The organism is Enterobacter sp. CFEC122 (genome assembly GCF_052983755.1).
The window spans coordinates 54,129-78,235 of sequence record NZ_JBRIQR010000005.1; the positions used below are offsets into that span (position 1 = coordinate 54,129).

Genomic DNA, 24,107 nt, shown 5'->3' on the forward strand with positions numbered 1-24,107 from the left:
TGCTTACCAGAGATCAAACGATGAAAAAGTACCGGCTCAGCGATGAAACCCGCCTCTGGCAATGGAAAAACGGCGAAACCACCCACGCCACCACGCTGCGGCAGATTATCGCCACGGCGGACTTTAACGACGTGACAGTCGGCACGAGAGGCGGCTGGATTGACGATGAGCGCGCCCTCGCGCAGGACGGCGACTGCTGGATCTACGATGAAAACAGCGTGGTGTTCGCGGGGGCAGTCGTCTCCGGCAACGCGCGTCTTACCCTGCCGTGCATCATTAGCCATAACGCGCATATCGGCGACAGCTGCTGGGTGGACGGCGCGGAGGTCAGCCACGGGGCGCGAATAAGTGACAACGTCACCATTCAGCAATCCTGCGTACGGGGCGAGTGCCATATCTACGGCGACGCGCGCGTGCTGCATCACAGCGTGGTCATTGCTGCCAAAGGGCTGACGCCGGACCATGAACAGATTCTGCAAATCTACGATAAGGCGACGGTGAGCCAGTCGCGCATTGTGCACCAGGCGCAAATCTACGGCGAGGCGATGGTTCATTTTGCCTTCGTTGAACACCGGGCCGAAGTCTTCGACAACGCGATCCTGGAGGGTAATGAACTCAACAACGTCTGGGTGTGCGACTGCGCGAAAGTCTACGGCAACGCCCGCGTAATAGCCGGTTTCGACGACGATGCCATCCCGACGGTGCGCTACAGCTCGCAGATTGCGGAGAATGCCGTGGTTGAAGGCAACTGTGTCATCAAGCATCACGTCCTGATTGGCGGTCAGGCATGGCTTCGCGGCGGGCCGATCATGCTGGATGATAAAGTGGTGATCCAGGGGCGCGCGCGAATCAGCGGCGATGTGCTTATCGAGCATCGGGTTGAAATCACCGACGATGCGGTCATAGAAGCGTTTGCTGGCGAGAGCATTCATCTGCGCGGCGAAAAAGTGATAAACGGCGACCAGCGCATCACCCGCACGCCGCTGCTGGGTGCGTTATAGGGTATAAATCCTGCCGTAGATATTCACGTCGTCAAAGCGGCCATTCAGGTATTCCGCTTCCCGCAGGCACCCTTCCAGCGTAAATCCGTTGCGCACGGCAACGCTGTTGCTGTGCTGATTCGCCACCCGACACTTGATCACAAAACGACGGATCTCACCGCGTTCAGCGTAGTAGCGCATAAACGCCTGCAGTGACTGAGAGAGAATGCCCTGACCCTGGTGGGCTTCATCCAGCCAGTAGCCGATGTAGCCGGCTTTGTTGGTCGGTTCAATGGTGTTGAACGACAGGACGCCAACCAGCGCATCATCCTTGAAGATCAGAAACATTTTGGCGTAGCCGCGCTGGTGCAGCATCTGGTTGCTCTGCACGTTGCGGCGGGTATCCTCTTCGCTGCCCACGTGCTGCGCCCAGTCAAAGGCTGTTTGCAGAAAGGCTCTGTTTTTAACAACGAGATTGTGCAGGTCGGCGGTGTAGCGCTCTTCGACGGCGCGAAGTTCGATATCCTGGGTGACGGGGATGATTTCTGAAGACATGGTGCCTCTCAATTGCCGGGTGGCGCTAGCGCTTACCCGGCCTACGTTTCGAAACTGTAGGCCGGGTAAGGCGAAGCCGCCACCCGGCACAATCCCACAAGGGTTAACGCATAACCCTGTCGTCAACATACTGACGTTTATCCGGCGCTGGCGGGAAATACTGGTACAGCCAGGTTTCGCTGATGGCATCGCCCTGGCAGCGCAGGAACAGGCGCATATCCACCGGTTCCGTCGAATCCGACGTTGGGTACCAGTCAAACAGAATGCGATAGCCGTCAAACGGCTCAACGTAGAGGATCTCTACCTGCTTCGCTTCACCGCTGGAGAGCGTAATCACCGGCTCGATGCCTTTCGGCGCAGCAGCCTTCAGGTCGCCGCCGACGAAGTCGATGGCAAAGCGACGGGCCCACACTTTCGGGTAGTTTTCGCCCGGTGCCCAGCCTTCCGGGAAGCCGCCCATGCCGGTGCGGGTGGCGTAGACGTTGGCCAGCGGGGAGCGCACCGGCGGCATCGCGCTCCAGTAGAGGCGATATTTGAAGTCCAGCTCGTCGCCCGCTTTGACGGCTTTTTCCGGCTGCCAGAAGCAGACCACGTTATCCAGCGTTTCACCGGTGGTCGGGATCTCCATCAGGCCAACCGCGCCTTTACCCCAGTCGTTACGCGGTTCCACCCACAGGCTTGGACGCTTGTTGTACCAGCCCATCACGTCCTGATAGTGCGAGAAATCGCGATCGAGCTGCAGCAGACCGAACCCTTTCGGGTTTTTGTCCATATAGGCATTGAACTGCAGCTTCTGCGGGTTGTTCAGCGGACGGCAGATCCACTCCCCGTTGCCGCGCCACATCGCCAGGCGGTCGGAGTCATGGATTTGCGGGTGAATAGTGTCACACATGCGGCGTTCGTTATTGCCGCAGCTGAACATGCTGGTCATCGGCGCAATGCCGAGCTGCTTGATGTCCTTACGCGCGAAGAGATGGTTTTCCACCTCCATGATCACCTGACTCTTCTCGCAGTGGATCACGAATTTATAGGCACCCGTGATGCTCGGGCTGTCGAGCAGCGTATAGACGGTAAAGGTGGTGTCGCCGGGCTTGACGGTTTCAAACCAGAAGGCGGTAAAGTCCGGGAACTCTTCCGGCGTGTCGGTAAAGGTGTCTACCGCCAGACCGCGGGCGGAAAGGCCGTACTGGTAGGTGTCGTCCACCGCACGGAAATAGCTGGCCCCCAGGAAAGAGACGATATCGCGACGCGCCAGCTCCGGCGCCTTAAACGCGCGGAAGCCCGCAAAGCCGAGATCGCTTTGCCCTTCCAGCTGTTTGGTATCCACGCCCGTTTCACCGTAGCTGAACAGCTCAGGACGGAAGTGGATCTCGCGCGCCATAGAGGTCGACTGGTCCAGCGAGAACATCCGCACGCGGCGGCGGAATCCCATTCCCATATGGAAGAACTGCACGTCCAGCTGACGCCCTTCAATGTTGTTCCACAGAGACTGCTTTTCGTCGTAGCGAATGGCGTTGTACGCCTGCGGCGTCATGGTTGCCAGCGTCTCCGGCAGCGGACGCGGCGCGCCACCCCACGGGGTTTTCGCCAGGTCATGCGCCATGGATTGCAGTACGGAGAAGTCAAAACGACGGCTCTGGCCGTCAGCAATGTCAGAGTCGGCAGCGTATGCCGCTTTGGAAAACAGGGAAGCAAGGCCGGATGTGCCGCTCAGGGCTGCCACTGCCAGCGAGCCTTTTAGAAAACGTCTGCGATTCATGCCTGGAAAAACGTCCTTATGGTCGTGTGAATGTGTTCCGCACTCGGCGAAATGACGGCAAGAAAGAACGCACAGCCTAAACAAAAATGGTTAAGAATCCAATTGTTGGCCGGTGATTATATGAACAAAGTGAGAAATATTTTCTGTCGACCAGAACGGCCCGAAAGTGGTGTAAAGAAAGCCTGGAAAATGTGTATAAAAATGCCCCGTCAGGACATCAGCTGACGGGGCCAATGAGGCGGTTATTTTACGCTGACATCGATACCCGGGAAGTACTTATCAGCGAGTTTGGCGATCGTGCCGTCGGCACGTACCTTATCAATTGCGGCATCAAGCTGCTTTTTGGTGGCCTCATCACCTTTGCGCAACCCAAAACCGATCCCACTGCCGAGGATGGTGTCGTCAGACACCGGTTTGCCGATGAAGCCAAACCCTTTTCCCTGCGGCTTGCTGAGGAAACCTGCCTGCCCGGCCGCGGACATGACCAGCGAGGCGTCGATACGGCCATTCAGCAGATCGCCCCAGGCCATATTCTGATCTTTATACGACACCACGGTGACACCCTGCTTTTCCCAGTGCTCTTTGGCATAGGTTTCCTGAATGGAGCCCTGCAGCACGCCGATGGTTTTCCCCTTCAGCCCTTCAGGCGTCGCCTCGACCGCCGTCCCGGCCTTGCCGACCAGCTGCGACGGAATACGGTAGATCGGCTGGGTAAAATCAATGCTCTTGCGGCGCTGCTCGGTGATGTTCATCGCCGAGTTGATGGCGTCGAATTTCTTCGCCACCAGCCCCGGGATCAGCGCATCAAACGAGGTTTCCACCCAGCTGCACTTCAGCGCTGCCGCTTTGCAGATGGCATTCCCCAGCTCAACGTCAAATCCTTCCAGTTCGCCTGCCGCATTGCGGCTTTCAAACGGCGGATATTCGGCTTCCAGACCGTAACGCAGCTCGGACGCTGCGAAGGAGGAAAAGGTACACAGCAATCCCATGCCGACAACTAGCGCGCGTAATTTCATCTCAAACTCCTTAGCGTGGTTTAACCCGACACAGGGCCTGGGCACCTGCCCGTAACGTCGCCTCATCTTTCGCAAAAGAGAGACGAATCAATTTATTATCCGTACCGTCCGCATAAAACGCCGACAGCGGAATGGTGGCAACACCGTACTCAACGATCAGCCGTTTCACCAGCTCGCTGTCGCGCTCGTCGCTGAACTGGCTGTAGTCCGCCAGCATGAAGAACGAGCCGGCGCTTGGCAGCAGCGTAAACGGCGAATCGGCCAGCAGACTCTGCAGCAGATCGCGCTTGCGCTGGTAAAACGCCGACAGCGACAGCCAGGTTTGCGGGTCGACCATATGTTCAGCAAACGCGTGCTGCATTGGCGTATCGGCAGAGAACATTAAAAATTGATGGACTTTACAAATCTCGTCCATCAGTACCGCCGGTGCAACACAGTAACCCACGCGCCAGCCGGTGACGTGATAGGTTTTTCCGAAAGAAGAAATAATCACGCTACGCTCCGCCAGCTGCGGGTGCGTAGCCATCCCGTGGTGCGGCTCACCGTCAAACACCACGTGTTCGTACACTTCGTCAGACAAAATAATGATGTCAGTATTGCGGGTCAGCGCCGCCAGCTGCTGCAGATCGTCGGCGGAGAAGACCTGACCGCTCGGGTTGTGCGGCGTATTGATGATAATCATGCGCGTGCGCGGGGTGATCGCGGCGCGAACCTCGTCCCAGTTGACGGCAAAATCCGGCACGGTGAGCCTGATGGCAACCGGCGTTGCCCCCTGCAGGCGGACAATCGGCGCGTAGCTGTCAAATGACGGCTCAAAATAGATCACCTCATCGCCCGGATGCACCAGCCCGCTGATTGCCGAGTAGAGCCCTTCGCTGGCGCTGGCGGTCACCAGCACCTCGCGGCCCGGGTCATACTGCGTGCCGTAAAGCGTGGCAATTTTATCGGCAATGCGCTCTTTGAGCGTCTGCAGGCCGGTCATCGACGCGTACTGGTTATGCCCTGCCTCCATCGCGCGGGTGACGCCCGCAACAAGCTTCGGGTCGCAGGAAAAATTCGGTGCGCCCTGAGAAAGGTTTATCGCGTTATGCTGCGCCGAGAGCTGGCCGATAACGGTAAAGATCGTGGTGCCCACATCGGGCAGTTTGGAGCGCGTTTGCACAGGCGTTTGTAAAGTCATCCTCTTTCCCTTCTCATGGACATTGCATAACTATTCAAACAACATCTCTGTTGTCGGGACAATCGAATTGTTGTCATAATAGCCATGAGAAAAATGCATAGCTGAGGTGTTTTCATGTCGCGCCGTTCGCTCCCGCTCAATGCCATCGACGCATTTTTAGTCACCGCGCGTCACCTGAATCTCACCCATGCTGCCGCAGAGCTTTGTCTGACGCAGGGGGCCGTGAGCCGCAAGATAGCCTCCCTCGAGGCCTGGTTTGGCTTTCCGCTTTTTGAACGCCACGCGCGCGGCCTGCGCCTCTCTTCACAGGGCTGCGCCCTGCTCCCGGAACTGCAGTCTGCGTTCGAACACTTGCTGACCGTGGCCGACCAGGCCCGCAGCCAGCAAACCGTGATCCGGCTCAAGGCGCCCACCTGCGCCATGCGCTGGCTGGTGCCGCGCCTGCTGGAGGTGGAGCGTGAGCAGCCGGATCTGCAGATCGCCCTGACCACCACCACCGATCATAACGTCAATTTCAAAACCGAATCTTACGACGCGGCCATCGTGTTCGGCACGCACATGAGCGCAGGCGACCTGCTGTTCGAAGAGGCGCTCACCCCGGTGATAAGCCCGGTGCGGGCGGGTGCAGCGCTGGGATCGCTGACGTTCCTGCATCCGACAAGGGATAAAACAGACTGGTCGCTGTGGCTGACGAAACAGGAAGGTCCGGGCTTTGCCATGCACAAAAATCAACACTTCGACACGATGGATCTCGCCATCACGGCCGCCATTCAGGGGCTGGGCGTTGCCATTGCCGACGAAACGCTGGTGGCCGAAGATGTCCGCGCGGGAAGACTGATGCGGCCTTATGAAACCAGCATAAAAACCGGCGCGAGCTACCGGCTGGTGCTGCGCGAAACGCCAGGCGAGGAAAATGGGCTGGCGGCGTTTCGCGCCTGTTTGCTTAATCGAGGCTGACGTGGTGCTTCATCACCCGTTTGAAGAGGCTCATCCGGGCGCGCATAAAGCGGTTTTCAAGCCTGAAACCTGCATGTTTATTCACGCCAATGCGTAATAAAACGTCCCGCCCTTTACGGCATGCGGGCCAGTGCGTCGGCCCGGGCAGGATCTCGCGAGGTCCTGCGTCTCGCGCAAAGCTCACCCAGTAATCGGCCACCTGAGCAGCAAACTGCACATCCCGTTCGTTGACATACTGGCGTGAAGGCTCCACCTGGCCGAGGGTATCAAAGACGTAAGGTACTTCATTGCCGTGCCACGCGCCGTTGATATAGGTGGCATGTTCCGCTTCCGCAACATAGTCAAACCAGTAACGCCAGCACAATCCGCCGACGCGCTGCTGCGCCTGCATCACGACGTAGCCCATCGTGGTGAACGCCATGTCGCGGCACACCTGCCGGCCCAGCTCCTCATCGCCTTTGACGCCCGGATAGAGCAGCTTAATCAGCCCCAGCCCGAAGCGGCGCTCCCGGCGAATCTTCTGGATTTGCCCGGCGAGATCGATGCCAAACACCGCCATAACGCTGGCCTCATCGCTGTTCGAGCCGATCATTACCGGCACGGGGTGCTGGCGAGCGGCGAAAAAGACGTCCAGCATCGCTTCAGGCAGAACGCAATCCCCGACGATGGGGGCCGGAGCAATGTTCAGCGGCGCGGTGAGCGGCCAGAACGCCTCCGGCGGAATAGCGCGCAGCTGCTCGGCTGTCGCCTTTTCCAGGCCAAAATGGGCGGCCAGCGCCTCCCCTTTTTGCAACGCCTGCTCTCGCGGCGTGTCCGGCAAGGTGTACCCGCTTTGCACAATCGCCTTATGGAACAATCCTTCTGCAAGCGGAGAGGCCAGCAGAGAGAGCACGCTGCGCGCGCCCGCGGATTCGCCAAACAGGGTCACGTTAGCGGGGTCGCCACCAAATGCGGCGATATTGTCCCTTACCCATTCGAGGGCGGCGATCTGATCCAGCAGGGCAAAATTATGCACCACGCGATCTTCCTCGCCTTCCAGCGCGGGATGGGCAAAAAAGCCAAGATGACCGAGACGGTAGTTGATCGTCACCACAACCACGCCGCGCGTGGCCAGCGCTTTGCCGTTATAGGGCGGTAAGCCACCCGCACCGATGGTAAAGCCGCCGCCGTGCAGCCAGACCATAACCGGAAGCGGCCCGGCGCGCTCTGTGGGAGACCAGACGTTCAGATAGAGGCAGTCTTCCGAGAACTGACCGGGATCGCCCCCGCCCAGCTCCTGGCAATATTCGCTGCTTTGCCAGCTTGAGGCCGAAAAAGCGGTAGCCTCGCGAACGCCATCCCACGGCTCAGGATGCCGCGGGGAGCGCCAGCGCCACTCGCCAACGGGCGGTGCGGCATAAGGAATACCGCACCAGACGTGGACATTTTCATAGGTTAAACCAGACAGTGCGCCCTGGCGCGTTTCAACCACAGGGGCGGAAGGATTTTGCATAACGACCTTATTTTTTCCATCACACCCCAGCAGAGTAACGCTTTCAGAGCAAACCGCAACGCTGTTTGCTGCGCGTTTCAGCCTCCTCATAGAGGGTAAATTCGTCATACACCGGGCAGCCGAGGGCCGCTTCAAACGCATCGCGGCTGGCGTTACCATGGCTGCGGGCCTGCGTTTCGTTCCCGAGATTGGACTGGAAAATCCCCGCGGCGCTGACCGGGAGGAAATCTTCGTAGGTGATCGGCTGTGCGACGACCCATCCGCGCTCGATCAGCGGCTGCGGATCGTCGCCAGGCCGGAACGCATGGCGATGCGCTTCACCCGCTGGCGTCAGACGATAGCGGAAATACGCCAGCTCCTGACGGCGCATTAACAGTTCGCTGTCAGGGAAGGCGCTAAAGATCTCCTGCAGATGCAGCTGGTGCGTCAGGTTATCTTTGCCGGTGCCGGCCTGGGCAAGGAGGCTATCGTACAGTTCCCGGCCTTTCGGGGTCAGCGCCACGCCGCGCTGCTCAATCTCACCGAAGCGCGCGGTGTGGGTGCCTTTGTGTTCACCGGCAAACAGCACCGGCTCTTCCAGCGCCTTGAAACTGGTTTGACGCAGCAGGACGGGCACCTCGCGACGCGGCGGCCCTTCAATCAAAATTTTCGGCTCGATACCGTACTTCGGCATCAGCTCCTGCACCCGGTCAATATCCAGCGTACGCGGGGTCAGGTGGTTGATGTGGCAGCCCGGGAAGCAGACCACATCGGCGATCAGCCGGTGCTCGTTATGCAGCGCGAGATAAGTCTCCTGATCGACCGTCGCATGGCGGTGCCAGCGGAAGGTTTCCAGCGCTTCCTGCACAAACTCCTGCGCTTGCTCGACGGTAAACTGCCCTTCCGATTCATACAGATCGAGAAGCGCCAGACAGCGCGGGGTGAAGATGTTTCGGTGAGACAGAATTTCCGCCGCACGTTCGCGCAGCGCGACGTTTTCAATCAGCTCAAGGCGCAGCAGCGAAGTAAAGATGCGGAACGGATTACGGCACAGCGCCGCATCATCAATCGGCCGAAATGCCGTTGAGTGGACCGGCACCCCCGCCTGGGAGAGATCGTAATAGCTGACCGGGTACATCCCCATAATGGCAAACATACGGCGCAGGGTTGAAAGTTCTTGCGCACTGCCGACGCGAATAGCCCCGTGACGCTCGACGTTCAGACGCGCAAGCTCATCGGCGTTTGCCAGTTGTTCATGTAATAGTGGATCATTTTCCAGCACCGCCAGGTTTACGTCCGCTACCAGTTCAAGCAAGGTGCCGTACTGCGGAACTTCCTGCTGGTACATCGCCGACATAGCCTGCGAAAAGTGTTCCCGAATGTCATCAGCCGTGATGGTGTTCGCCATGATGTCATGCCTCCAGTGAATATTACCTGGAGTGTAGAGAAACCCGTTCCTTCCGGGGGGAAAGATTTCTGATTTGTGATCTTAAGACGACAGTGGTCAAACCGTGTGCGACTGGCCTCTGAACAAGCCTTAACGAAACCGCCCTTTCGCGCCTGTCGCTTTTTATCCAGGATTTTCCTTATAATTATTTAGGGTTTCGCTTTCTAGCTATAAAGGAGTATTTTTTATTTTCCCCTGACTGCAAATCAACCAATTTGAGTGCGTCATTATTTTTATCCTCAGCTTTCAAATTTTTAGCTCAAAGTTAGGAATAATCTGAACAGTTGTTTACAAGTCCTTCCTGTCTATCCATATTTCCAACGCAAGCGAAGCGCAAATTTACAAATATTTAAAAATAACGCAACCGCAAATAGCAAAACGCATTTGACGGATCTCACACAGCGACTAGAGTTATTACTCGAACGACGAGTGATACGGAATATTTTCGTATCGTACTGACATAACCAATATATGACTATGAGGTTTAATATGGCAGAGCATCGTGGTGGTTCCGGTAATTTCGCTGAAGACCGTGAAAAAGCATCAGAAGCTGGACGTAAAGGTGGCCAGCACAGCGGTGGTAATTTTAAAAACGATCCGCAACGCGCATCTGAAGCGGGTAAGAAAGGGGGACAGAACAGTCACGGCGGAGGCCGTAAATCTGATAACTCCTGATCTTATTTAGTACTCTTTTAATAAAACCAGAGAGCATGCTGCGGGCTGAAAAGCTCGCAGTACCCTTTCTTTATTTTACCGGAGCGTTAAGCAAACTTGCCCGCGCCGCCTCCAGCGAGAAACTGAGCGCCGCCTTTACCGCACACCTTGAAGAGACGCAAGGTCAGATCGAACGTATCGACCAGATCGTGGAACAGGAAGACGGCATCAAGCTCAAGCGCATGAAATGCGTCGCAATGGAAGGCTTAATTGAAGAAGCTAATGAAGTCATCGAAAGCACGGAAAAAAATGAAGTCCGTGATGCCGCATTAATTGCCGCTGCGCAAAAAGTGGAGCATTACGAAATAGCCAGCTACGGTACCCTTGCCACTCTGGCAGAACAGCTCGGCTATAAAAAAGCCGTTAAGCTTCTTGCCGAAACGCTGGAAGAAGAGAAAGAGACCGACCTTAAACTCACCGACCTGGCCGTTGGCAATATTAACCAAAAAGCGCAGAAATGACGCGATAATACAGGTTAAATAAAATGAGCATCAGTCCCAGGACTATTAAACGGTGCCATTTAGCGGCAGCGATAATATGGTTCATTCTCGCCATCCCTTCCGTCACCTGGTGGAAGAACAGCGTGCTATGGGTCATTATCATCAGTATTTATGCCAATATTGTCGGCCATTTATCTGGCTACAGTGCCGCACGCGCCGATCAGGCTGCTGAAAGTGAGACCAAATAAGCGAACCCTAATGAGGATACAATGATGAATCACGTAGAACACTACCATGACTGGCTACGCGATGCCCATGCAATGGAAAAGCAAGCCGAATCTATGCTGGAATCCATGGCCAGCCGTATCGATAATTATCCTGATGTTCGCGCCAGAATTGAGCAACATATTAATGAGACAAAACGGCAAATCACATTGCTGGAGGAAATCCTCGACCGTAATGATATTTCTCGTTCGGTCTTAAAAGACTCGATGAGCAAAATGGCGGCGCTGGGACAATCCATCGGCGGCATGTTCCCTTCTGACGAAATCGTGAAGGGCTCGATCAGCGGCTATGTTTTCGAACAGTTTGAAATCGCCTGCTATACCTCCCTGCTGGCGGCGGCCAAAAAAGCGGGTGACACCGCCTCGATACCCGCTATTGAGACGATCCTCGCCGAAGAGCGCGAAATGGCCGACTGGCTGATTCGTCATATCCCGCAAACGACGGAACAGTTCCTGCTGCGTTCAGACGCGTCGGGTGTCGAAGCGAAAAAATAACCCACAGGAGAGTGAGCATGTTTCGACACGTCAAACAGCTGCAATACACGGTTCGCGTCGCCGAACCGAATCCCGGCCTGGCCAACCTTTTACTGGAACAATTTGGCGGACCGCAGGGTGAACTGGCCGCCGCCTGCCGCTACTTTACGCAAGGGTTGAGCGATGACGATCCGGGCCGTAAAGACATGCTGATGGATATCGCGACCGAGGAGTTAAGCCACCTCGAAATCATCGGTACCCTGGTCGGTATGCTGAATAAAGGTGCCAAGGGCGCGCTGGCGGAAGGGGTGGAAAATGAGGCCGAGCTGTATCGCTCCATGACCGAAAACGGGAATGACAGCCACATCACCTCCCTGCTCTACGGCGGCGGAACCCCGCTAACCAACTCAGCGGGCGTACCCTGGACGGCGGCCTACGTCGACACCATTGGCGAGCCGACGGCGGATCTGCGTTCGAACGTGGCGGCCGAGGCCAGAGCTAAAATCATCTATGAACGGCTGATCAACGTGACTGACGATCCCGGCGTTAAAGATGCCCTGGCGTTTCTGATGACGCGTGAGGCGGCGCATCAGCTCTCCTTTGAGAAGGCGCTGCAGTCTATCCGTAATAATTTCCCGCCGGGAAAACTGCCGCCAATCGAGGAATTCACCAACAAGTACTACAATATGTCTGAAGGTGGAGAGGTTCGCGGAAGCTGGAACAGCGATAAACATTTCGATTACGTTGAGTCCCCCCAGCCTGCGGTGGATGGCGGCGATGGCAGTGCCAGCGTGACGCTCACAACCGAGCAGGCAACCCTGGTTAAGGCGATGTCTGCCCGCACGAAGTCCGATCCACATTCCGACCCGCTGACCGGTGCCGAGCTGGGTGCCGGTAAGACTAAACCGTAATCGGTTTGCCGGGCAGGCCTGACCTGCCCGGCAATTCGCGTGCCCCATCGTCTCAGAGGTACGGACCATGTTCGAACTCGATGCGTTTCATCTGGCCAGAATTCAGTTCGCTTTTACCGTCTCGTTCCACATCCTGTTTCCTGCGATCACCATCGGTCTCGCCAGCTATCTGGTGGTGCTGGAGGGCATGTGGCTGCGCACCAAAAACGACGTCTGGCGATCGTTGTACCACTTCTGGCTAAAGATATTTGCCGTTAACTTCGGCATGGGCGTCGTTTCCGGGCTGGTGATGGCGTACCAGTTTGGCACCAACTGGAGCGGGTTCTCCCAGTTCGCGGGCAGCATTACCGGCCCGCTTCTGACTTATGAGGTGTTAACCGCTTTCTTCCTGGAGGCCGGATTCCTCGGCGTTATGATGTTCGGCTGGAACAAGGTCGGCCCGGGGCTGCACTTCTTTTCGACCTGCATGGTGGCGCTCGGCACGCTGATGTCAACCTTCTGGATCCTCGCCTCCAACAGCTGGATGCATACGCCGCAGGGTTTCACTATCGAAAACGGGCAGGTGATCCCCCAGGACTGGCTGGCGATCGTCTTTAACCCCTCCTTCCCGTACCGTCTTATTCATATGGCTATCGCCGCGTTCCTGAGCAGCGCGCTGTTTGTCGGCGCGTCGGCCGCCTGGCATCTGCTGCGCGGTAACGATACGCCCGCCGTTCGCACCATGTTTTCGATGGCGATGTGGATGGCGCTGCTGGTTGCCCCTATCCAGGCGGTGGTGGGCGATATGCACGGCCTGAACACGCTTGAGCATCAGCCAGCCAAAATCGCCGCTATTGAGGGTCACTGGGAAAATCCGCCCGGCGAAGCCACCCCGCTGCTGCTGTTTGGCCTGCCGGATATGGAGGAAGAGCGCACCAAATACGGCCTGGAGATCCCCGCGCTCGGCAGCCTGATTCTGACGCACAGCCTGGATAAACAGGTCCCGGCCCTGAAAGACTTCCCGAAAGAGGATCGACCCAACTCGACCATCGTTTTCTGGTCGTTCCGCATTATGGTGGGGATGGGGCTGCTGATGATTACCCTCGGTCTGCTCAGCCTCTGGCTACGCTATCGCCATCGACTTTACCACTCGCGTCCGTTCCAGTGGTTTGCCCTCTGCATGGGGCCTGCGGGGCTGGTCGCGCTGCTTGCCGGCTGGGTGACCACCGAAGTAGGCCGTCAGCCGTGGGTTGTCTATGGCTACCTGCGCACCATCGACGCGGTATCGCTGCACAGCACCCTGCAGATGAGCATTAGCCTGCTGGCGTTCTTCGTCGTCTACTCATCCGTATTTGGCGTGGGCTATGTTTATCTCATCCGGCTGATTAAGAAAGGTCCTCAGCCCGTTGATACGCTGACGTCAAACACCTCGGGCACGCCTGCCCGTCCGCTGTCAGCCGCGGAGTCTGTTCCGGAAGAGGAGAGAATCTGATGGGCGTCGATATCTCAGTGATTTGGTTTGCCATCATCGTGTTTGCCACGCTGATGTATATCATTATGGACGGCTCCGATCTGGGGATTGGCCTGCTGTTTAACTTCGTGGGCGATGCCAAAGAGCGCGATGTGATGGTCAACAGCGTGGCGCCCGTCTGGGACGGCAACGAGACCTGGCTGGTGCTCGGCGGCGCGGGGCTGTTCGGCGCGTTTCCGCTGGCCTATGCGGTGATCATTGATGCGCTGACCATCCCCCTCACCGCGATGCTGATCGGCCTCATCTTTCGCGGCGTTGCCTTTGAGTTCCGCTTCAAAGCCACCCCTTCACACCGCAAATTCTGGGACTACTCCTTTGCCGGCGGCTCCCTGCTCGCCACCTTCAGCCAGGGCGTGGTGGTGGGCGCCGTGATCAACGGCTTTGACGTGGAGGGCCGACGTTTTGTCGGCTCTTCGCTGGACTGGCTCACGCCTTTCAATCTCTTCTGCGGCATCGGTCTGGTCGTCGCCTACACGCTGCTGGGCACCACCTGGCTCATCATGAAAAGCGAAGGCGCGCTGCAACAACGCATGCGCGAACTGACCCGCCACGTGCTGCTGGCGCTGATGGTGGTTATCGCGGTGGTCAGCGTCTGGACGCCGCTCGGCTGGCAGTACGTCGCCGACCGCTGGTTTACCCTGCCCAACTTCTTCTGGTTCCTGCCGGTTCCGCTGCTGGTCGGGATCTTCAGCGTGCTGATCTGGCGCCTGACCCGCAATCCGGCCAGCCACGCGCGCCCTTTCCTGCTGACGCTGGGGCTGATCTTCCTCGGGTTCAGCGGTCTGGGTATCAGCCTCTGGCCGAACATTATTCCGCCGCGTATCACTCTGTGGGAGGCCGCGGCCCCGCCTGCCAGCCAGCTGTTTATGCTGGTCGGGACGTTACTGATTATTCCGGTGATCCTGGTGTACACCGCCTGGAGCTACTACGTGTTCCGGGGCAAGGTTTCGGATACTGAAGGCTATCACTGAGGCACGCTATGACGGACTGGCATACACGGGCCATTATTTACCAGATTGATACCGCACTCTTTTATGATTTGAACGGCGATGGCTGCGGGGACATCGCCGGGATAGCGGCCAAGCTGCGGTACATTCGCCGCATGGGGGCGACGGTTATCTGGATCACCCCGTTTTATCTCACGCCCTTTCTCGATGAAGGCTATGACGTCAGCGACCATCTCCAGGTGGACCCCCGCTTCGGAAAGCTGGCCGATATTATTGCCCTGATCGAACAGGCCCGCGAGCTGGGCATGCAGGTCATTATTGAGCTGCTGATCCAGCACACCTCCGACGCGCACCCCTGGTTCCAGCAGGCCCGCCGTAACCCGGCGTCACCCTACCGGGATTACTACCTCTGGTCAGATACTGACGAGGACGATACGCCCCCGATGTTTCCCGGCGTGGAGGAGAGCATCTGGAGCTGGGACGACGAGGCGGGACAATACTACCGGCACATGTTCTATCGCCACGAACCGGACCTGAACCTGACCTCACCCGCGGTGCTGAAAGAGATTGAGAACATCATCCTCTTCTGGCTCAAACTGGGCGTGTCGGGGTTCCGCCTGGATGCCGCCTCCCACCTGACCACGCAGGCGGGAAATGGTGATGAAAAAAAGGGTCTGTGGATCCTCGAGCATATGCGACGTCTTATTGAGGAACATAATCCGGACGCGATCCTGCTGGGTGAAGTGGACGTCGAGGTGGAGGCCTATCAGGACTACTTTGGCAATAATGACCGCCTGAATCTGGTGCTCAATTTCTGGCTCAACAAGTATTTTTACGTCAGCCTGGCCCGCAAAAGCGCCCGTCCGCTGCGCAACGCGGTGAAGAAAATGATCGTCCCGCCCGATTCATGCTGTTTTGCCAACTGGCTGCGCAATCACGACGAGCTGGATCTGGAGGGCATCAGCCAGAAAGATAAACAGTTTGTCCTCGATACCTTCGCCCCTGATGAGGAGATGAACGTCTACCAGCGCGGGATCCGCCGCCGCCTGGCGCCGATGCTCAACGGCGATCTGAAGCGGCTGGCGTTCTGCCACGCGGTACTCTTTTCCCTGCCCGGCGTTCCGGTGATGCGCTATGGCGATGAGATCGGCATGGGGGATGACCTCGATCTGGAAGAGCGCTACGCCGTGCGCACCCCCATGCAGTGGGCGGGATCGCAAGGCGGCGGTTTTTCGGCAGCCGACCCGGAAAAATTTATCGCGCCGATTATTGACCGCGGTCCTTACCGCTATCAAAAAATCAACGTCGCTGATTCGCTGCTCCACCGCAACTCGCTCCTGCACCGCATCATTGATATCGCCAATACCCGCTCGGAGTTCCCCGAAATTGCCGTTGCGCCCTTTCGGCTCCTCACGATCGATAGTGACGCGGTGCTGGGGATCTATTACGAGACCGAAGAACGCAGCATCCTGACCTTTGTTAACTTCAGTGACCAGCCGGTGCAGTTCACCGTGAAGGGGATCCGCAACACGACCTGGACCGCCTGTCTCGCGGACAAACGCTACGATGACGCGCTGGTTTGCGGTAAAACCGTCGAGCTCAGCCTTGGCGGCTACGGCTATCGCTGGTTCTGGACGCACCGCAGCGCGCTGCGCTGATTACGGTTTCCGGCGGGTGAGCAAACGCGTCAACACAATACCCGCCACCGCAAGGGCCCCTAACGCCACTTTGCCCGGCATACCGGAGGTCACGGACGACGCGCGGGTTTTCGCTTCGTCAGTGAAACGGCCATGGATTTTGTGCAGGTCGTTAACCGGCTGGTCGAGATAATCCCGGCGGTCCGGCGCGTTCAGATCGTCGGTCATCTGACCTTCCCAGGCTTTCTTCACCATCAGCCTGTCCAGAAAACCCGGGAAGAGGAACTGCCCGACAATCGACTGAATGGTGCTGCTGCCAACCCACAGCTCGCGCACCGGCTTTTGCGCCACCCTGAAGATGGCGCTGGCGGCGACTTCAGGCTCGAACACCGGCGGTACCGGCCGCATTGCCCACGCGAACTTGTTCCTTGCCCATTCGAACTGCGGCGTATTGAGCCCCGGCATCTGCACCATCGAAAGCTGAACCCGGCAGTTCTCATGCATCAGCTCGGTGCGCACCGCATCGGTAAACCCGCGGATCGCCGCTTTGGCCCCGCAGTAGGCGGACTGCAGGGGAATGGAACGGTAGGCCAGCGCGGACCCTACCTGAATAATCACGCCCCTGTCGCGCGGAACCATAAGCTCAAGCGCCGCGCGGGTGCCGTTCACGTAGCCGAGGTATGTCACCTCGGTCACGCGCCGAAACTCGTCCGGCGTAAGGGTACGAAACGGTGCCAGCACGGCCCCCATGGCGTTGTTGACCCAGACATCAATCGCACCGAGGCGATACTCAATCTCGTTAGCCGCATCCACAACCGCCTGACTGTCGGCGACGTCCGCCTGCACGGCGTGCGCATTTACGCCGAAGCGGCGCAACTCTTCCTGGGTGGAGTGCAGGCTGGCTTCATCGCGGGCGATGAGGCCCACATCGTAACCTGCTTTTGCGAAGCGCAGCGCCGTGGCTTTTCCCACGCCCGCCGTCCCACCGGTAATCACTATGACAGCCATAGAACCTCCACGTGAACTCAACCGTTATGCCCGTCCGACAATGCTGTCACCAGCTCTGCCAGCGAAAAATGCACCGCTTTTTCCACCACGTCCTGACAGTCTCCGGAGAAAAGCACGGTACGGGTTTTCGTCTCGCCACGTATGTTCCACGCAAAACAGACCGTCCCCGCCGCCGTGCCGTCGTCGCCCCCTTCCGGGCCAGCGTATCCGCTGATGGCGATGCTGATATCCGCCTGGGCAATGTCGCGGATGCTGGCGGCCATCTCGGTCACCGTCTGTTCGCTGACGGCGGTATAGCGCGCCAGCGTTTCAGGACACACGCCGAGGATCCGCGCTTTCGCGGCATCGCTGAACACCACCAGCCCGACATCATAAAAATCGGCCGTGTTCTCTTCAGCGCAGAGCGCCACCGAGAGCTTTCCCCCGGTGCAGGATTCCGCCGTGGTTAAGCGCAGCCCGGCATCGGTTAACTTGCTCGCCAGTTTTTTTGTCAGTTCACCGACGGTGTAATGGTTATCATGCAAAAGATTGCTCATCTTGCCGCCTCTTATTTCTCGAAAGGAATGATTGAAATATGTCCATTGCGCTCAAGTATGGCATATTTAATTTGGCTTATTTCGGTAATGACATTATTCTGACGCGCTGACACCAGAATATCATCGCAAGAGACATCGACCTTTTTGAGTTTATCCGCCAGGGGAATGCCGTTTTCCACCAGAATCACGGGCGTGCCGTCCAGAATATTCTCTACCGGGGAAAAATATTTTTTCATAAGGCCAAAAATAATATCCACTACCACCAGGGTGGTAATCGTAATCATCGCGCCGGTGACGGAAAAATCCTGCCCCAGAAGGGCCTGCTGCGTGGCTTCACTAATTATCAGGAGAAGAATGAGATCAAAGCTGGTCATCTGCAGCAGCGCGCGTCGCCCGGCCACTTTAAATACCACCACGAGGAACAGATAAATAGCCAGCGCACGAAAGACCATATCCATATCAGCCTCCTACGGGTAAATAAATTGCCAGAGGGTGATCTCCGGCTCGTTGTTTACGCGGATGACCGAGTTCCATTTACCGGCTCGGGACGGTGTGGTAAAGAGTAATACCGAAAAGTTATCTGTCTTTTTCAGGTTGTGATAAACAAAATAGAGGCTGTTTCCGTGGCTGAACATGGCGTCCGGCTGGGGCCAGACGCTGCCTGGATCATACGCCTCGCTACTCTCGCTGGTGACGCTGAGGGTATAGGTCCCCTCCGTTTTCACCGGAAACGCAAGCTGCATCCGTGTCTCCGTCTCCCGCCGCCCGAAGCGCTCATAGTTTATGGTCAGCGACTTGGCGGAATTTGTTTTTACCGTATCGCTGACTATTCCGCTTGAAAACAGACCGGCAATGGCGGCAACGATAATACCTAATAGAACAATAAACCCCACCTGACGAAACGCGTATTCAAACGTCAGCAAGCGATATCTTTCCTCTATCCCGGGTAACTTTTCATTTTCACGCTTCATGGCCATCGTCACCGTTTCGCTTATTATCCGATAATTTTGATTTCTAACGCGAATGTTTTTAGGACTTATCACATTTGCCACATAAAGGAATAGCAACAATACTTAATAAGTCAAGACACCCAAAATGAAGGATATCCGATGAAATTATCGCTTATTTCCGCTTTTTTGATATTTCTGGTTCCAGCCGCATGGGCAGATAATAACGGCGGGTTACAAAAAGGTGAAGCCCCGCCGCCGCCCCACGCCCTGGATAGCGGATATCGCGGAACCGATGACGCGCGTATTATGACCATCGATCAGGCAAAACAACTGCACGACGGTGCGACCATTTCATTACGCGGTAATCTTATTGACGGTAGCGGCGATAAGTTTGTATTTCAGGATAAAACCGGAAAAATCGACGTTATTATTCCCCAGGCAGTCTTCGACGGCAGAACGGTAAAACCCGACCAGATGATCAGCATCAACGGTTCGCTTGATAAAAAATCATCTCCTGCCGTCGTCCGTGTCGATCGTTTGCAGAAATAATTCAGCGAAGCGTTAACGCTGCAGTTATCCATCAAATCTCACCCCTTGGCTTAAGGAGTCAGCTATGAGTGATACCCAACAACGTACGAACGCTTACCCGCAGCCCCCGTTCCCGGAACAGCCGCAGACGCCACCGGGACTGGCATCCGAAATGCAACCTGTACCCGACCACGGGGAAACCAGCTACAAAGGGCATGGCCGCCTGGCCGGTAAAAAAGCGCTGATCACCGGCGGTGACTCGGGTATCGGTCGCGCAGTGGCCATCGCCTATGCCCGCGAAGGCGCAGACGTGGCCATTAATTACCTGCCTGAAGAGGAAAAAGACGCCGCGGAGGTCATCGACCTGATCAAAGCCGAAGGGCGGAACGCCGTCGCGCTGCCGGGGGACGTTCGGGACGAAACCTTCTGCCAGAATCTGGTCGAAGAAGCCGTCTCGAAGCTGGGCGGGCTGGATATTCTGGTCAATAACGCCGGTCGTCAGCAGTTCCGTGAATCCCTTGAAGAGCTGACCACCGAAGATTTTGACGCGACGTTTAAAACCAACGTCTATGCCCCCTTCTGGATCACAAAGGCGGCGCTGCGCCACCTGAAAGCCTCGTCCGTTATCATTAATACCTCCTCCGTTCAGGCCGTGAAGCCAAGCCCGGTGCTGCTGGACTACGCCCAGACCAAAGCCTGTCTGGCGGTATTTACCAAATCCTTAGCCAAGCAGCTGGGTCCGAAAGGCATTCGCGTCAACGCGGTCGCTCCTGGCCCTTACTGGACGGTGCTGCAATCCAGCGGCGGCCAGCCGATGGAAAAAGTGAAGGAGTTTGGCGGCGATACCCCGCTGGGACGCCCGGGTCAGCCCGTCGAGATTGCCCCGCTGTACGTCACGCTGGCCTCGGATGAATGTTCATTTACCTCCGGCCAGGTATGGTGCTCTGACGGCGGTGACGGCGTGATCTAACCCCTTAACCCTCCCTCTCTGCAGTGAGCAATAAATGAACAAGGATGTTCACTTTTCTTCCCCTGCCGAAAAACATGTTGTAACTCAAACAGATCAAATGTTAAAAATATTTTGCTATCAAGTTATCAAAATTAAACAACTTAGCTTGTCACCCGCATCGCTCTGTTTTTAACATCGCCTATGGAAAAAAATGGTCTGTTCAGTCAGCGCATACGCTTGCGCCATTTGCATACATTTGTGGCCGTCGCTCAACAGGGAACGCTGGGGCGTGCGGCTGAAACTCTTAACCTGAGCCAGCCTGCGCTCTCGAAAACCCTCAACGAGCTTGAACAGCTGACCGGCGCCCGTCTTTTTGACCGGGGTCGGCTGGGGGCGCAGCTTACCATCGTGGGCGAACAGTTCCTTACGCATGCCGTTAAGGTGCTGGATGCGCTCAATACCGCAGGCCAGTCGCTGCATCGAAAAGAAGAACACACCAGCGAGGTCGTCCGCGTCGGGGCCCTGCCCACCGCCGCGCTGGGCATTCTTCCGCCGGTGATTGGCCAGTTCCACAAGCAGCAACGGCATACCACGATCCAGGTTGCCACCATGAATAACACCATGCTGCTTGCAGGGCTGAAATCGGGCGAGCTGGATATCGGGATTGGCCGCATGTCCGACCCTGAACTGATGGGCGGTCTCAATTACGAGCTGCTGTTCCTGGAATCCCTGAAGCTGGTGGTTCGTCCCGATCATCCGCTGCTGCAGGACACGGTGACGTTAAGCCGCGTCATGGAGTGGCCGGTGGTGGTGTGCCCGAAAGGGACCGTCCCACGTCAGACCGCCGAAACCTTGCTGCAAATGCAGGGGTGTACGCTGCCCTCAGGGTGTATCGAAACGCTGTCAGCCTCGCTTTCACGCCAGCTCACCCTCGACTATGACTACGTCTGGTTCGTTCCCTCCGGCGCGGTAAAAGATGATTTGCGCCAGGGCACGCTGACCGCTCTCCCGGTAACGGCCCCCGGCGCCGGTGAACCTATCGGCATTTTGACCCGGGTAGATACCCCGCTTTCCACGGGCGCGCAGACGCTGCTAAGCGCCATCCGTAAATCGATGCCGGTTTAATACCCCTCACCCTAACCCTCTCCCCTAAAGGGGCGAGGGAACAGACCTGCGCGTTAATCAAATAATGCGAAATCATTCATTAACAATTGCGCAAAACAATTTAACAGTTTTATCATAGCCGTGAATTCACCAAATGGTTCACAAACGGTTTGATAAAAACGAATTCACCCGTACTAATCATCAATCCCACCGCATTTATTACCCAACTGGTACATACCCGACACGGCGGCGGGATCTAAAGGAGAGAGAAATGGCATTTGGCAGCGCGCCACGTGGAATACCGCGTATTCTGCAGTGGCTTCTTGCCGGACTGATGATGCTCATCGGTCTGGCGGTCGGCGGGTTGGGCTTTAAGCTCGCCACCGTAGGCGGGAGTAGTTACTTCCTGATAATGGGCGTGGCAATGGTGATTGCCGCGATCCTGATTTTCCTCAACCGCACCAGCGGGATCCTGCTTTACGGCATCGCGTTTATTGCCTCGCTGTTCTGGGCGGTAAGCGATGCGGGCTGGGATTTCTGGCCGCTCTTCTCCCGCCTGTTTACCTTTGCCGTGCTGGCGTTCCTGTGCGCCATCGTCTGGCCCTTCCTGCGTGCGGCAAACCACACTGCACCAAACAAAGCCCCCGCTTTTGGCGTCGCGGCGCTGCTCGCGGTGGCCATGCTGGTCAGCCTCGGCTGGATGTTTAAGCCGCAAACCCTTGTGGCAGCGAACGAGCCCGTGCCGGTGAAACCCGTCGCACCCGGCGAGCAGCAAAAGAACTGGGAGCACTGGGGCAACACCACCCACGGCGACCGCTTCGCCGCGCTGGACCAGATTAACAAGCAAAACGTCAGCTCGCTGAAAGTCGCGTGGGTTGCGCACACCGGCGATATTCCGCAGAGCAACGGCTCGGGTGCGGAAGATCAGAACACGCCGCTGCAGGTTGGCGACACGCTGTTTGTCTGTACGCCGTACAGTAAAGTGCTGGCGCTGGACGTGGATTCCGGTAAAGAAAAATGGCGTTATGATTCGAAAGCCACCGCGCCGAACTGGCAGCGCTGCCGCGGTCTGGGCTACTTTGAAGATCATGCAAACGTGACAGCGTCACAGACCGGAACATCGCCAGCGGCATGCCCTCGCCGCCTGTTCCTGCCCACCACCGACGCCCGTCTGATTGCCATCAACGCGGATAACGGCAAGGTCTGCGACGACTTTGGCGACCACGGCACCGTGGATCTGAGCGTCGGTATGGGTGAGATCAAGCCAGGATATTATCAGCAAACCTCGACGCCGCTGGTGGCCGGGAACGTCGTTGTCGTCGGCGGTCGCGTCGCGGATAACTACTCAACCGGCGAGCCGCCGGGCGTGGTCCGCGCCTACGACGTTCACACCGGTAAGCTGGCCTGGGCGTGGGATCCGGGTAATCCGAACCTGACCGGCCTGCCGCCGGAAGGCCAGACCTACACCCGCGGTACGCCGAACGTCTGGTCTGCGATGTCTTACGACGCCAAACTGAACCTGATCTACCTGCCAACCGGCAACGCCACGCCAGACTTCTGGGCGGGCGAGCGTACCGCGCTGGACGATAAGTACAGTTCTTCCATCGTCGCCGTCGACGCGGCCACCGGCCAGGTCCGCTGGCATTTCCAGACCACCCATCACGACCTGTGGGACTTTGACCTGCCTTCCCAGCCGCTGCTGTACGACCTGCCTGACGGCAAGGGCGGCACCACGCCTGTGCTGGTGCAGACCAGCAAGCAGGGCATGATCTTCATGCTTAACCGCGAAACCGGCAAGCCGGTGGCGAAGGTCGAGGAACGCCCTGTCCCGGCGGGTAACGTTGAAGGTGAACGCTACTCCCCAACCCAGCCGTACTCTGTTGGCATGCCGATGATTGGCAACCAGACGCTGACCGAGTCCGACATGTGGGGCGCGACGCCAGTCGACCTGCTGCTGTGCCGCATTCAGTTTAAAGAGATGCGTCATCAGGGCGTCTTCACCCCTCCGGGTCTCGACCGTTCCCTGCAGTTCCCCGGCTCACTCGGCGGGATGAACTGGGGCAGCGTCTCCGTTGACCCGAACAACAGCCTGATGTTCGTCAACGATATGCGTTTGGGTCTGGCAAACTACATGGTGCCGCGCGCGAACGTGGCGAAAGATGCCAGCGGCATCGAGATGGGGATTGTCCCGATGGACGGCACGCCGTTCGGCGCGATGCGCGAGCGCTTCCTGTCGCCGCTGGGCATTCCGTGCCAGAAGCCGCCGTTTGGCACCATGTCGGCGGTTGACCTGAAAACCGGCAAGCTGGTGTGGCAGGTTCCTGTTGGTACGGTGGAAGATACCGGCCCGCTGGGCATTCGCATGCACATGCCAATCCCAATCGGCATGCCGACGCTTGGGGCATCGCTCTCGACCCAGTCTGGCCTGCTGTTCTTTGCCGGCACCCAGGATTTCTACCTGCGCGCGTTTGATACCGCCACCGGGAAAGAGATCTGGAAAGACCGCCTGCCGGTCGGCAGCCAGTCCGGCCCGATGACCTACGTGTCGCCAAAAACCGGTAAGCAGTACATCATCATTAACGCCGGTGGCGCCCGCCAGTCGCCGGATCGCGGTGATTACGTTATCGCGTACGCGTTACCTGATAAGAAATAACCGATGAAAAAAGGGACCTTTTGGTCCCTTTTTTTTGCCCGGTGGCGCTTCGCTTACGCGGGCCTACAAATACAAGTAGGTCGGGTAAGGCGAAGCC

General features: G+C 57.4%; 23 protein-coding genes and 1 pseudogene. 14 read left to right on the forward strand and 10 right to left on the reverse strand.

What is annotated here, in order from left to right; all coding sequences use genetic code 11:
- Positions 1–20: 20 nt before the first annotated feature.
- On the forward strand, positions 21–1,001 hold the full coding sequence (gene ydcK, locus ACVCAM_RS05455) for a YdcK family protein (RefSeq protein ID WP_248249264.1): 981 nt from the start codon (positions 21–23) through the stop codon (positions 999–1,001).
- Here the strand turns inward: ydcK and rimL are convergent.
- From rimL to ACVCAM_RS05475, 4 genes are all read right to left on the reverse strand, one after another.
- Positions 996–1,535, reverse strand: coding sequence for a 50S ribosomal protein L7/L12-serine acetyltransferase (gene rimL, locus ACVCAM_RS05460; protein WP_039025093.1), 540 nt, complete (start codon positions 1,533–1,535; stop codon positions 996–998). The genes ydcK and rimL overlap by 6 nt on opposite strands.
- Positions 1,536–1,638: 103 nt before the next feature.
- Positions 1,639–3,294, reverse strand: coding sequence for a glucan biosynthesis protein D (locus tag ACVCAM_RS05465; RefSeq protein ID WP_407223341.1), 1,656 nt, complete (start codon positions 3,292–3,294; stop codon positions 1,639–1,641).
- 242 nt (positions 3,295–3,536) lie between these two features.
- Positions 3,537–4,310, reverse strand: coding sequence for a transporter substrate-binding domain-containing protein (locus ACVCAM_RS05470; protein ID WP_021242531.1), 774 nt, complete (start codon positions 4,308–4,310; stop codon positions 3,537–3,539).
- A 10-nt stretch (positions 4,311–4,320) separates the two neighbouring features.
- Positions 4,321–5,490, reverse strand: coding sequence for a pyridoxal phosphate-dependent aminotransferase (locus ACVCAM_RS05475; RefSeq protein ID WP_021242532.1), 1,170 nt, complete (start codon positions 5,488–5,490; stop codon positions 4,321–4,323).
- 114 nt (positions 5,491–5,604) lie between these two features.
- Between ACVCAM_RS05475 and ACVCAM_RS05480 the strand changes: the two genes are divergently transcribed.
- On the forward strand, positions 5,605–6,447 hold the full coding sequence (locus tag ACVCAM_RS05480) for a LysR family transcriptional regulator (protein ID WP_008502268.1): 843 nt from the start codon (positions 5,605–5,607) through the stop codon (positions 6,445–6,447).
- Here ACVCAM_RS05480 and ACVCAM_RS05485 read toward each other — a convergent pair.
- Positions 6,434–7,939 carry a carboxylesterase/lipase family protein gene (locus ACVCAM_RS05485; RefSeq protein WP_407223340.1) on the reverse strand — a complete coding sequence of 502 codons (1,506 nt, stop codon included), beginning with the start codon at positions 7,937–7,939 and terminating at the stop codon, positions 6,434–6,436. The genes ACVCAM_RS05480 and ACVCAM_RS05485 overlap by 14 nt on opposite strands.
- Before the next feature lie 43 nt (positions 7,940–7,982).
- A complete protein-coding gene (hglS, locus tag ACVCAM_RS05490; protein WP_008502270.1) occupies positions 7,983–9,326 on the reverse strand; it encodes a 2-oxoadipate dioxygenase/decarboxylase HglS in 1,344 nt (447 codons plus the stop codon).
- A gap of 528 nt (positions 9,327–9,854) precedes the next feature.
- Between hglS and ACVCAM_RS05495 the strand changes: the two genes are divergently transcribed.
- The 8 genes and pseudogenes from ACVCAM_RS05495 to ACVCAM_RS05530 all read left to right on the forward strand — a co-directional run bounded on the left by ACVCAM_RS05495 (position 9,855) and on the right by ACVCAM_RS05530 (position 16,303).
- A complete protein-coding gene (locus tag ACVCAM_RS05495) occupies positions 9,855–10,040 on the forward strand; it encodes a con-10 family general stress protein (RefSeq protein WP_004150795.1) in 186 nt (61 codons plus the stop codon).
- A gap of 77 nt (positions 10,041–10,117) precedes the next feature.
- Positions 10,118–10,540 (forward strand): annotated as a pseudogene (locus ACVCAM_RS05500) (YciE/YciF ferroxidase family protein); the annotation flags it as partial.
- Between the two features lie 23 nt (positions 10,541–10,563).
- Positions 10,564–10,767 carry a hypothetical protein gene (locus ACVCAM_RS05505; protein WP_181599803.1) on the forward strand — a complete coding sequence of 68 codons (204 nt, stop codon included), beginning with the start codon at positions 10,564–10,566 and terminating at the stop codon, positions 10,765–10,767.
- 24 nt (positions 10,768–10,791) lie between these two features.
- On the forward strand, positions 10,792–11,298 hold the full coding sequence (locus tag ACVCAM_RS05510; protein WP_014883791.1) for a ferritin-like domain-containing protein: 507 nt from the start codon (positions 10,792–10,794) through the stop codon (positions 11,296–11,298).
- A gap of 17 nt (positions 11,299–11,315) precedes the next feature.
- Complete coding sequence (locus ACVCAM_RS05515; RefSeq protein WP_008502274.1) at positions 11,316–12,188, forward strand: manganese catalase family protein; 873 nt, start codon at positions 11,316–11,318, stop codon at positions 12,186–12,188.
- Between the two features lie 67 nt (positions 12,189–12,255).
- Entirely contained in the window at positions 12,256–13,659 is a 1,404-nt protein-coding gene (locus ACVCAM_RS05520; protein ID WP_021242535.1) for a cytochrome ubiquinol oxidase subunit I, read from the forward strand.
- Positions 13,659–14,669 carry a cytochrome d ubiquinol oxidase subunit II gene (gene cydB, locus ACVCAM_RS05525; RefSeq protein ID WP_407223339.1) on the forward strand — a complete coding sequence of 337 codons (1,011 nt, stop codon included), beginning with the start codon at positions 13,659–13,661 and terminating at the stop codon, positions 14,667–14,669. Before ACVCAM_RS05520 ends, cydB begins: the two co-directional genes overlap by 1 nt.
- Before the next feature lie 8 nt (positions 14,670–14,677).
- Entirely contained in the window at positions 14,678–16,303 is a 1,626-nt protein-coding gene (locus ACVCAM_RS05530; protein ID WP_070534141.1) for an alpha-amylase family protein, read from the forward strand.
- Here ACVCAM_RS05530 and ACVCAM_RS05535 read toward each other — a convergent pair whose 3' ends face one another.
- Genes ACVCAM_RS05535 through ACVCAM_RS05550 form a run of 4 tightly spaced genes read right to left on the reverse strand, consistent with a single transcriptional unit; the run spans position 16,304 to position 18,797 of the window.
- A complete protein-coding gene (locus tag ACVCAM_RS05535) occupies positions 16,304–17,290 on the reverse strand; it encodes an SDR family oxidoreductase (RefSeq protein WP_407223338.1) in 987 nt (328 codons plus the stop codon).
- A 17-nt stretch (positions 17,291–17,307) separates the two neighbouring features.
- Positions 17,308–17,826, reverse strand: a complete 519-nt coding sequence (locus ACVCAM_RS05540) for a 2-oxo-tetronate isomerase (protein ID WP_063615689.1) — start codon at positions 17,824–17,826, stop codon at positions 17,308–17,310.
- Between the two features lie 11 nt (positions 17,827–17,837).
- Positions 17,838–18,284 (reverse strand): DUF421 domain-containing protein, encoded by a 447-nt coding sequence (locus ACVCAM_RS05545; RefSeq protein ID WP_407223337.1) that lies wholly within the window; start codon positions 18,282–18,284, stop codon positions 17,838–17,840.
- 9 nt (positions 18,285–18,293) lie between these two features.
- Positions 18,294–18,797, reverse strand: a complete 504-nt coding sequence (locus tag ACVCAM_RS05550) for a hypothetical protein (RefSeq protein WP_045354183.1) — start codon at positions 18,795–18,797, stop codon at positions 18,294–18,296.
- Between the two features lie 138 nt (positions 18,798–18,935).
- Between ACVCAM_RS05550 and ACVCAM_RS05555 the strand changes: the two genes are divergently transcribed.
- The 4 genes from ACVCAM_RS05555 (at position 18,936) to ACVCAM_RS05570 (ending at position 24,010) form a co-directional block, all read left to right on the forward strand.
- Positions 18,936–19,325 (forward strand): YdeI family stress tolerance OB fold protein, encoded by a 390-nt coding sequence (locus ACVCAM_RS05555; protein ID WP_008502282.1) that lies wholly within the window; start codon positions 18,936–18,938, stop codon positions 19,323–19,325.
- A 64-nt stretch (positions 19,326–19,389) separates the two neighbouring features.
- Positions 19,390–20,274: an SDR family oxidoreductase gene (locus ACVCAM_RS05560; protein WP_021242539.1), complete on the forward strand. Its 885-nt coding sequence runs from the start codon at positions 19,390–19,392 to the stop codon at positions 20,272–20,274.
- 180 nt (positions 20,275–20,454) lie between these two features.
- Positions 20,455–21,378 (forward strand): LysR substrate-binding domain-containing protein, encoded by a 924-nt coding sequence (locus ACVCAM_RS05565; RefSeq protein ID WP_021242540.1) that lies wholly within the window; start codon positions 20,455–20,457, stop codon positions 21,376–21,378.
- A gap of 250 nt (positions 21,379–21,628) precedes the next feature.
- Positions 21,629–24,010 carry a glucose/quinate/shikimate family membrane-bound PQQ-dependent dehydrogenase gene (locus ACVCAM_RS05570; protein ID WP_045335828.1) on the forward strand — a complete coding sequence of 794 codons (2,382 nt, stop codon included), beginning with the start codon at positions 21,629–21,631 and terminating at the stop codon, positions 24,008–24,010.
- Positions 24,011–24,107 lie beyond the last annotated feature (97 nt).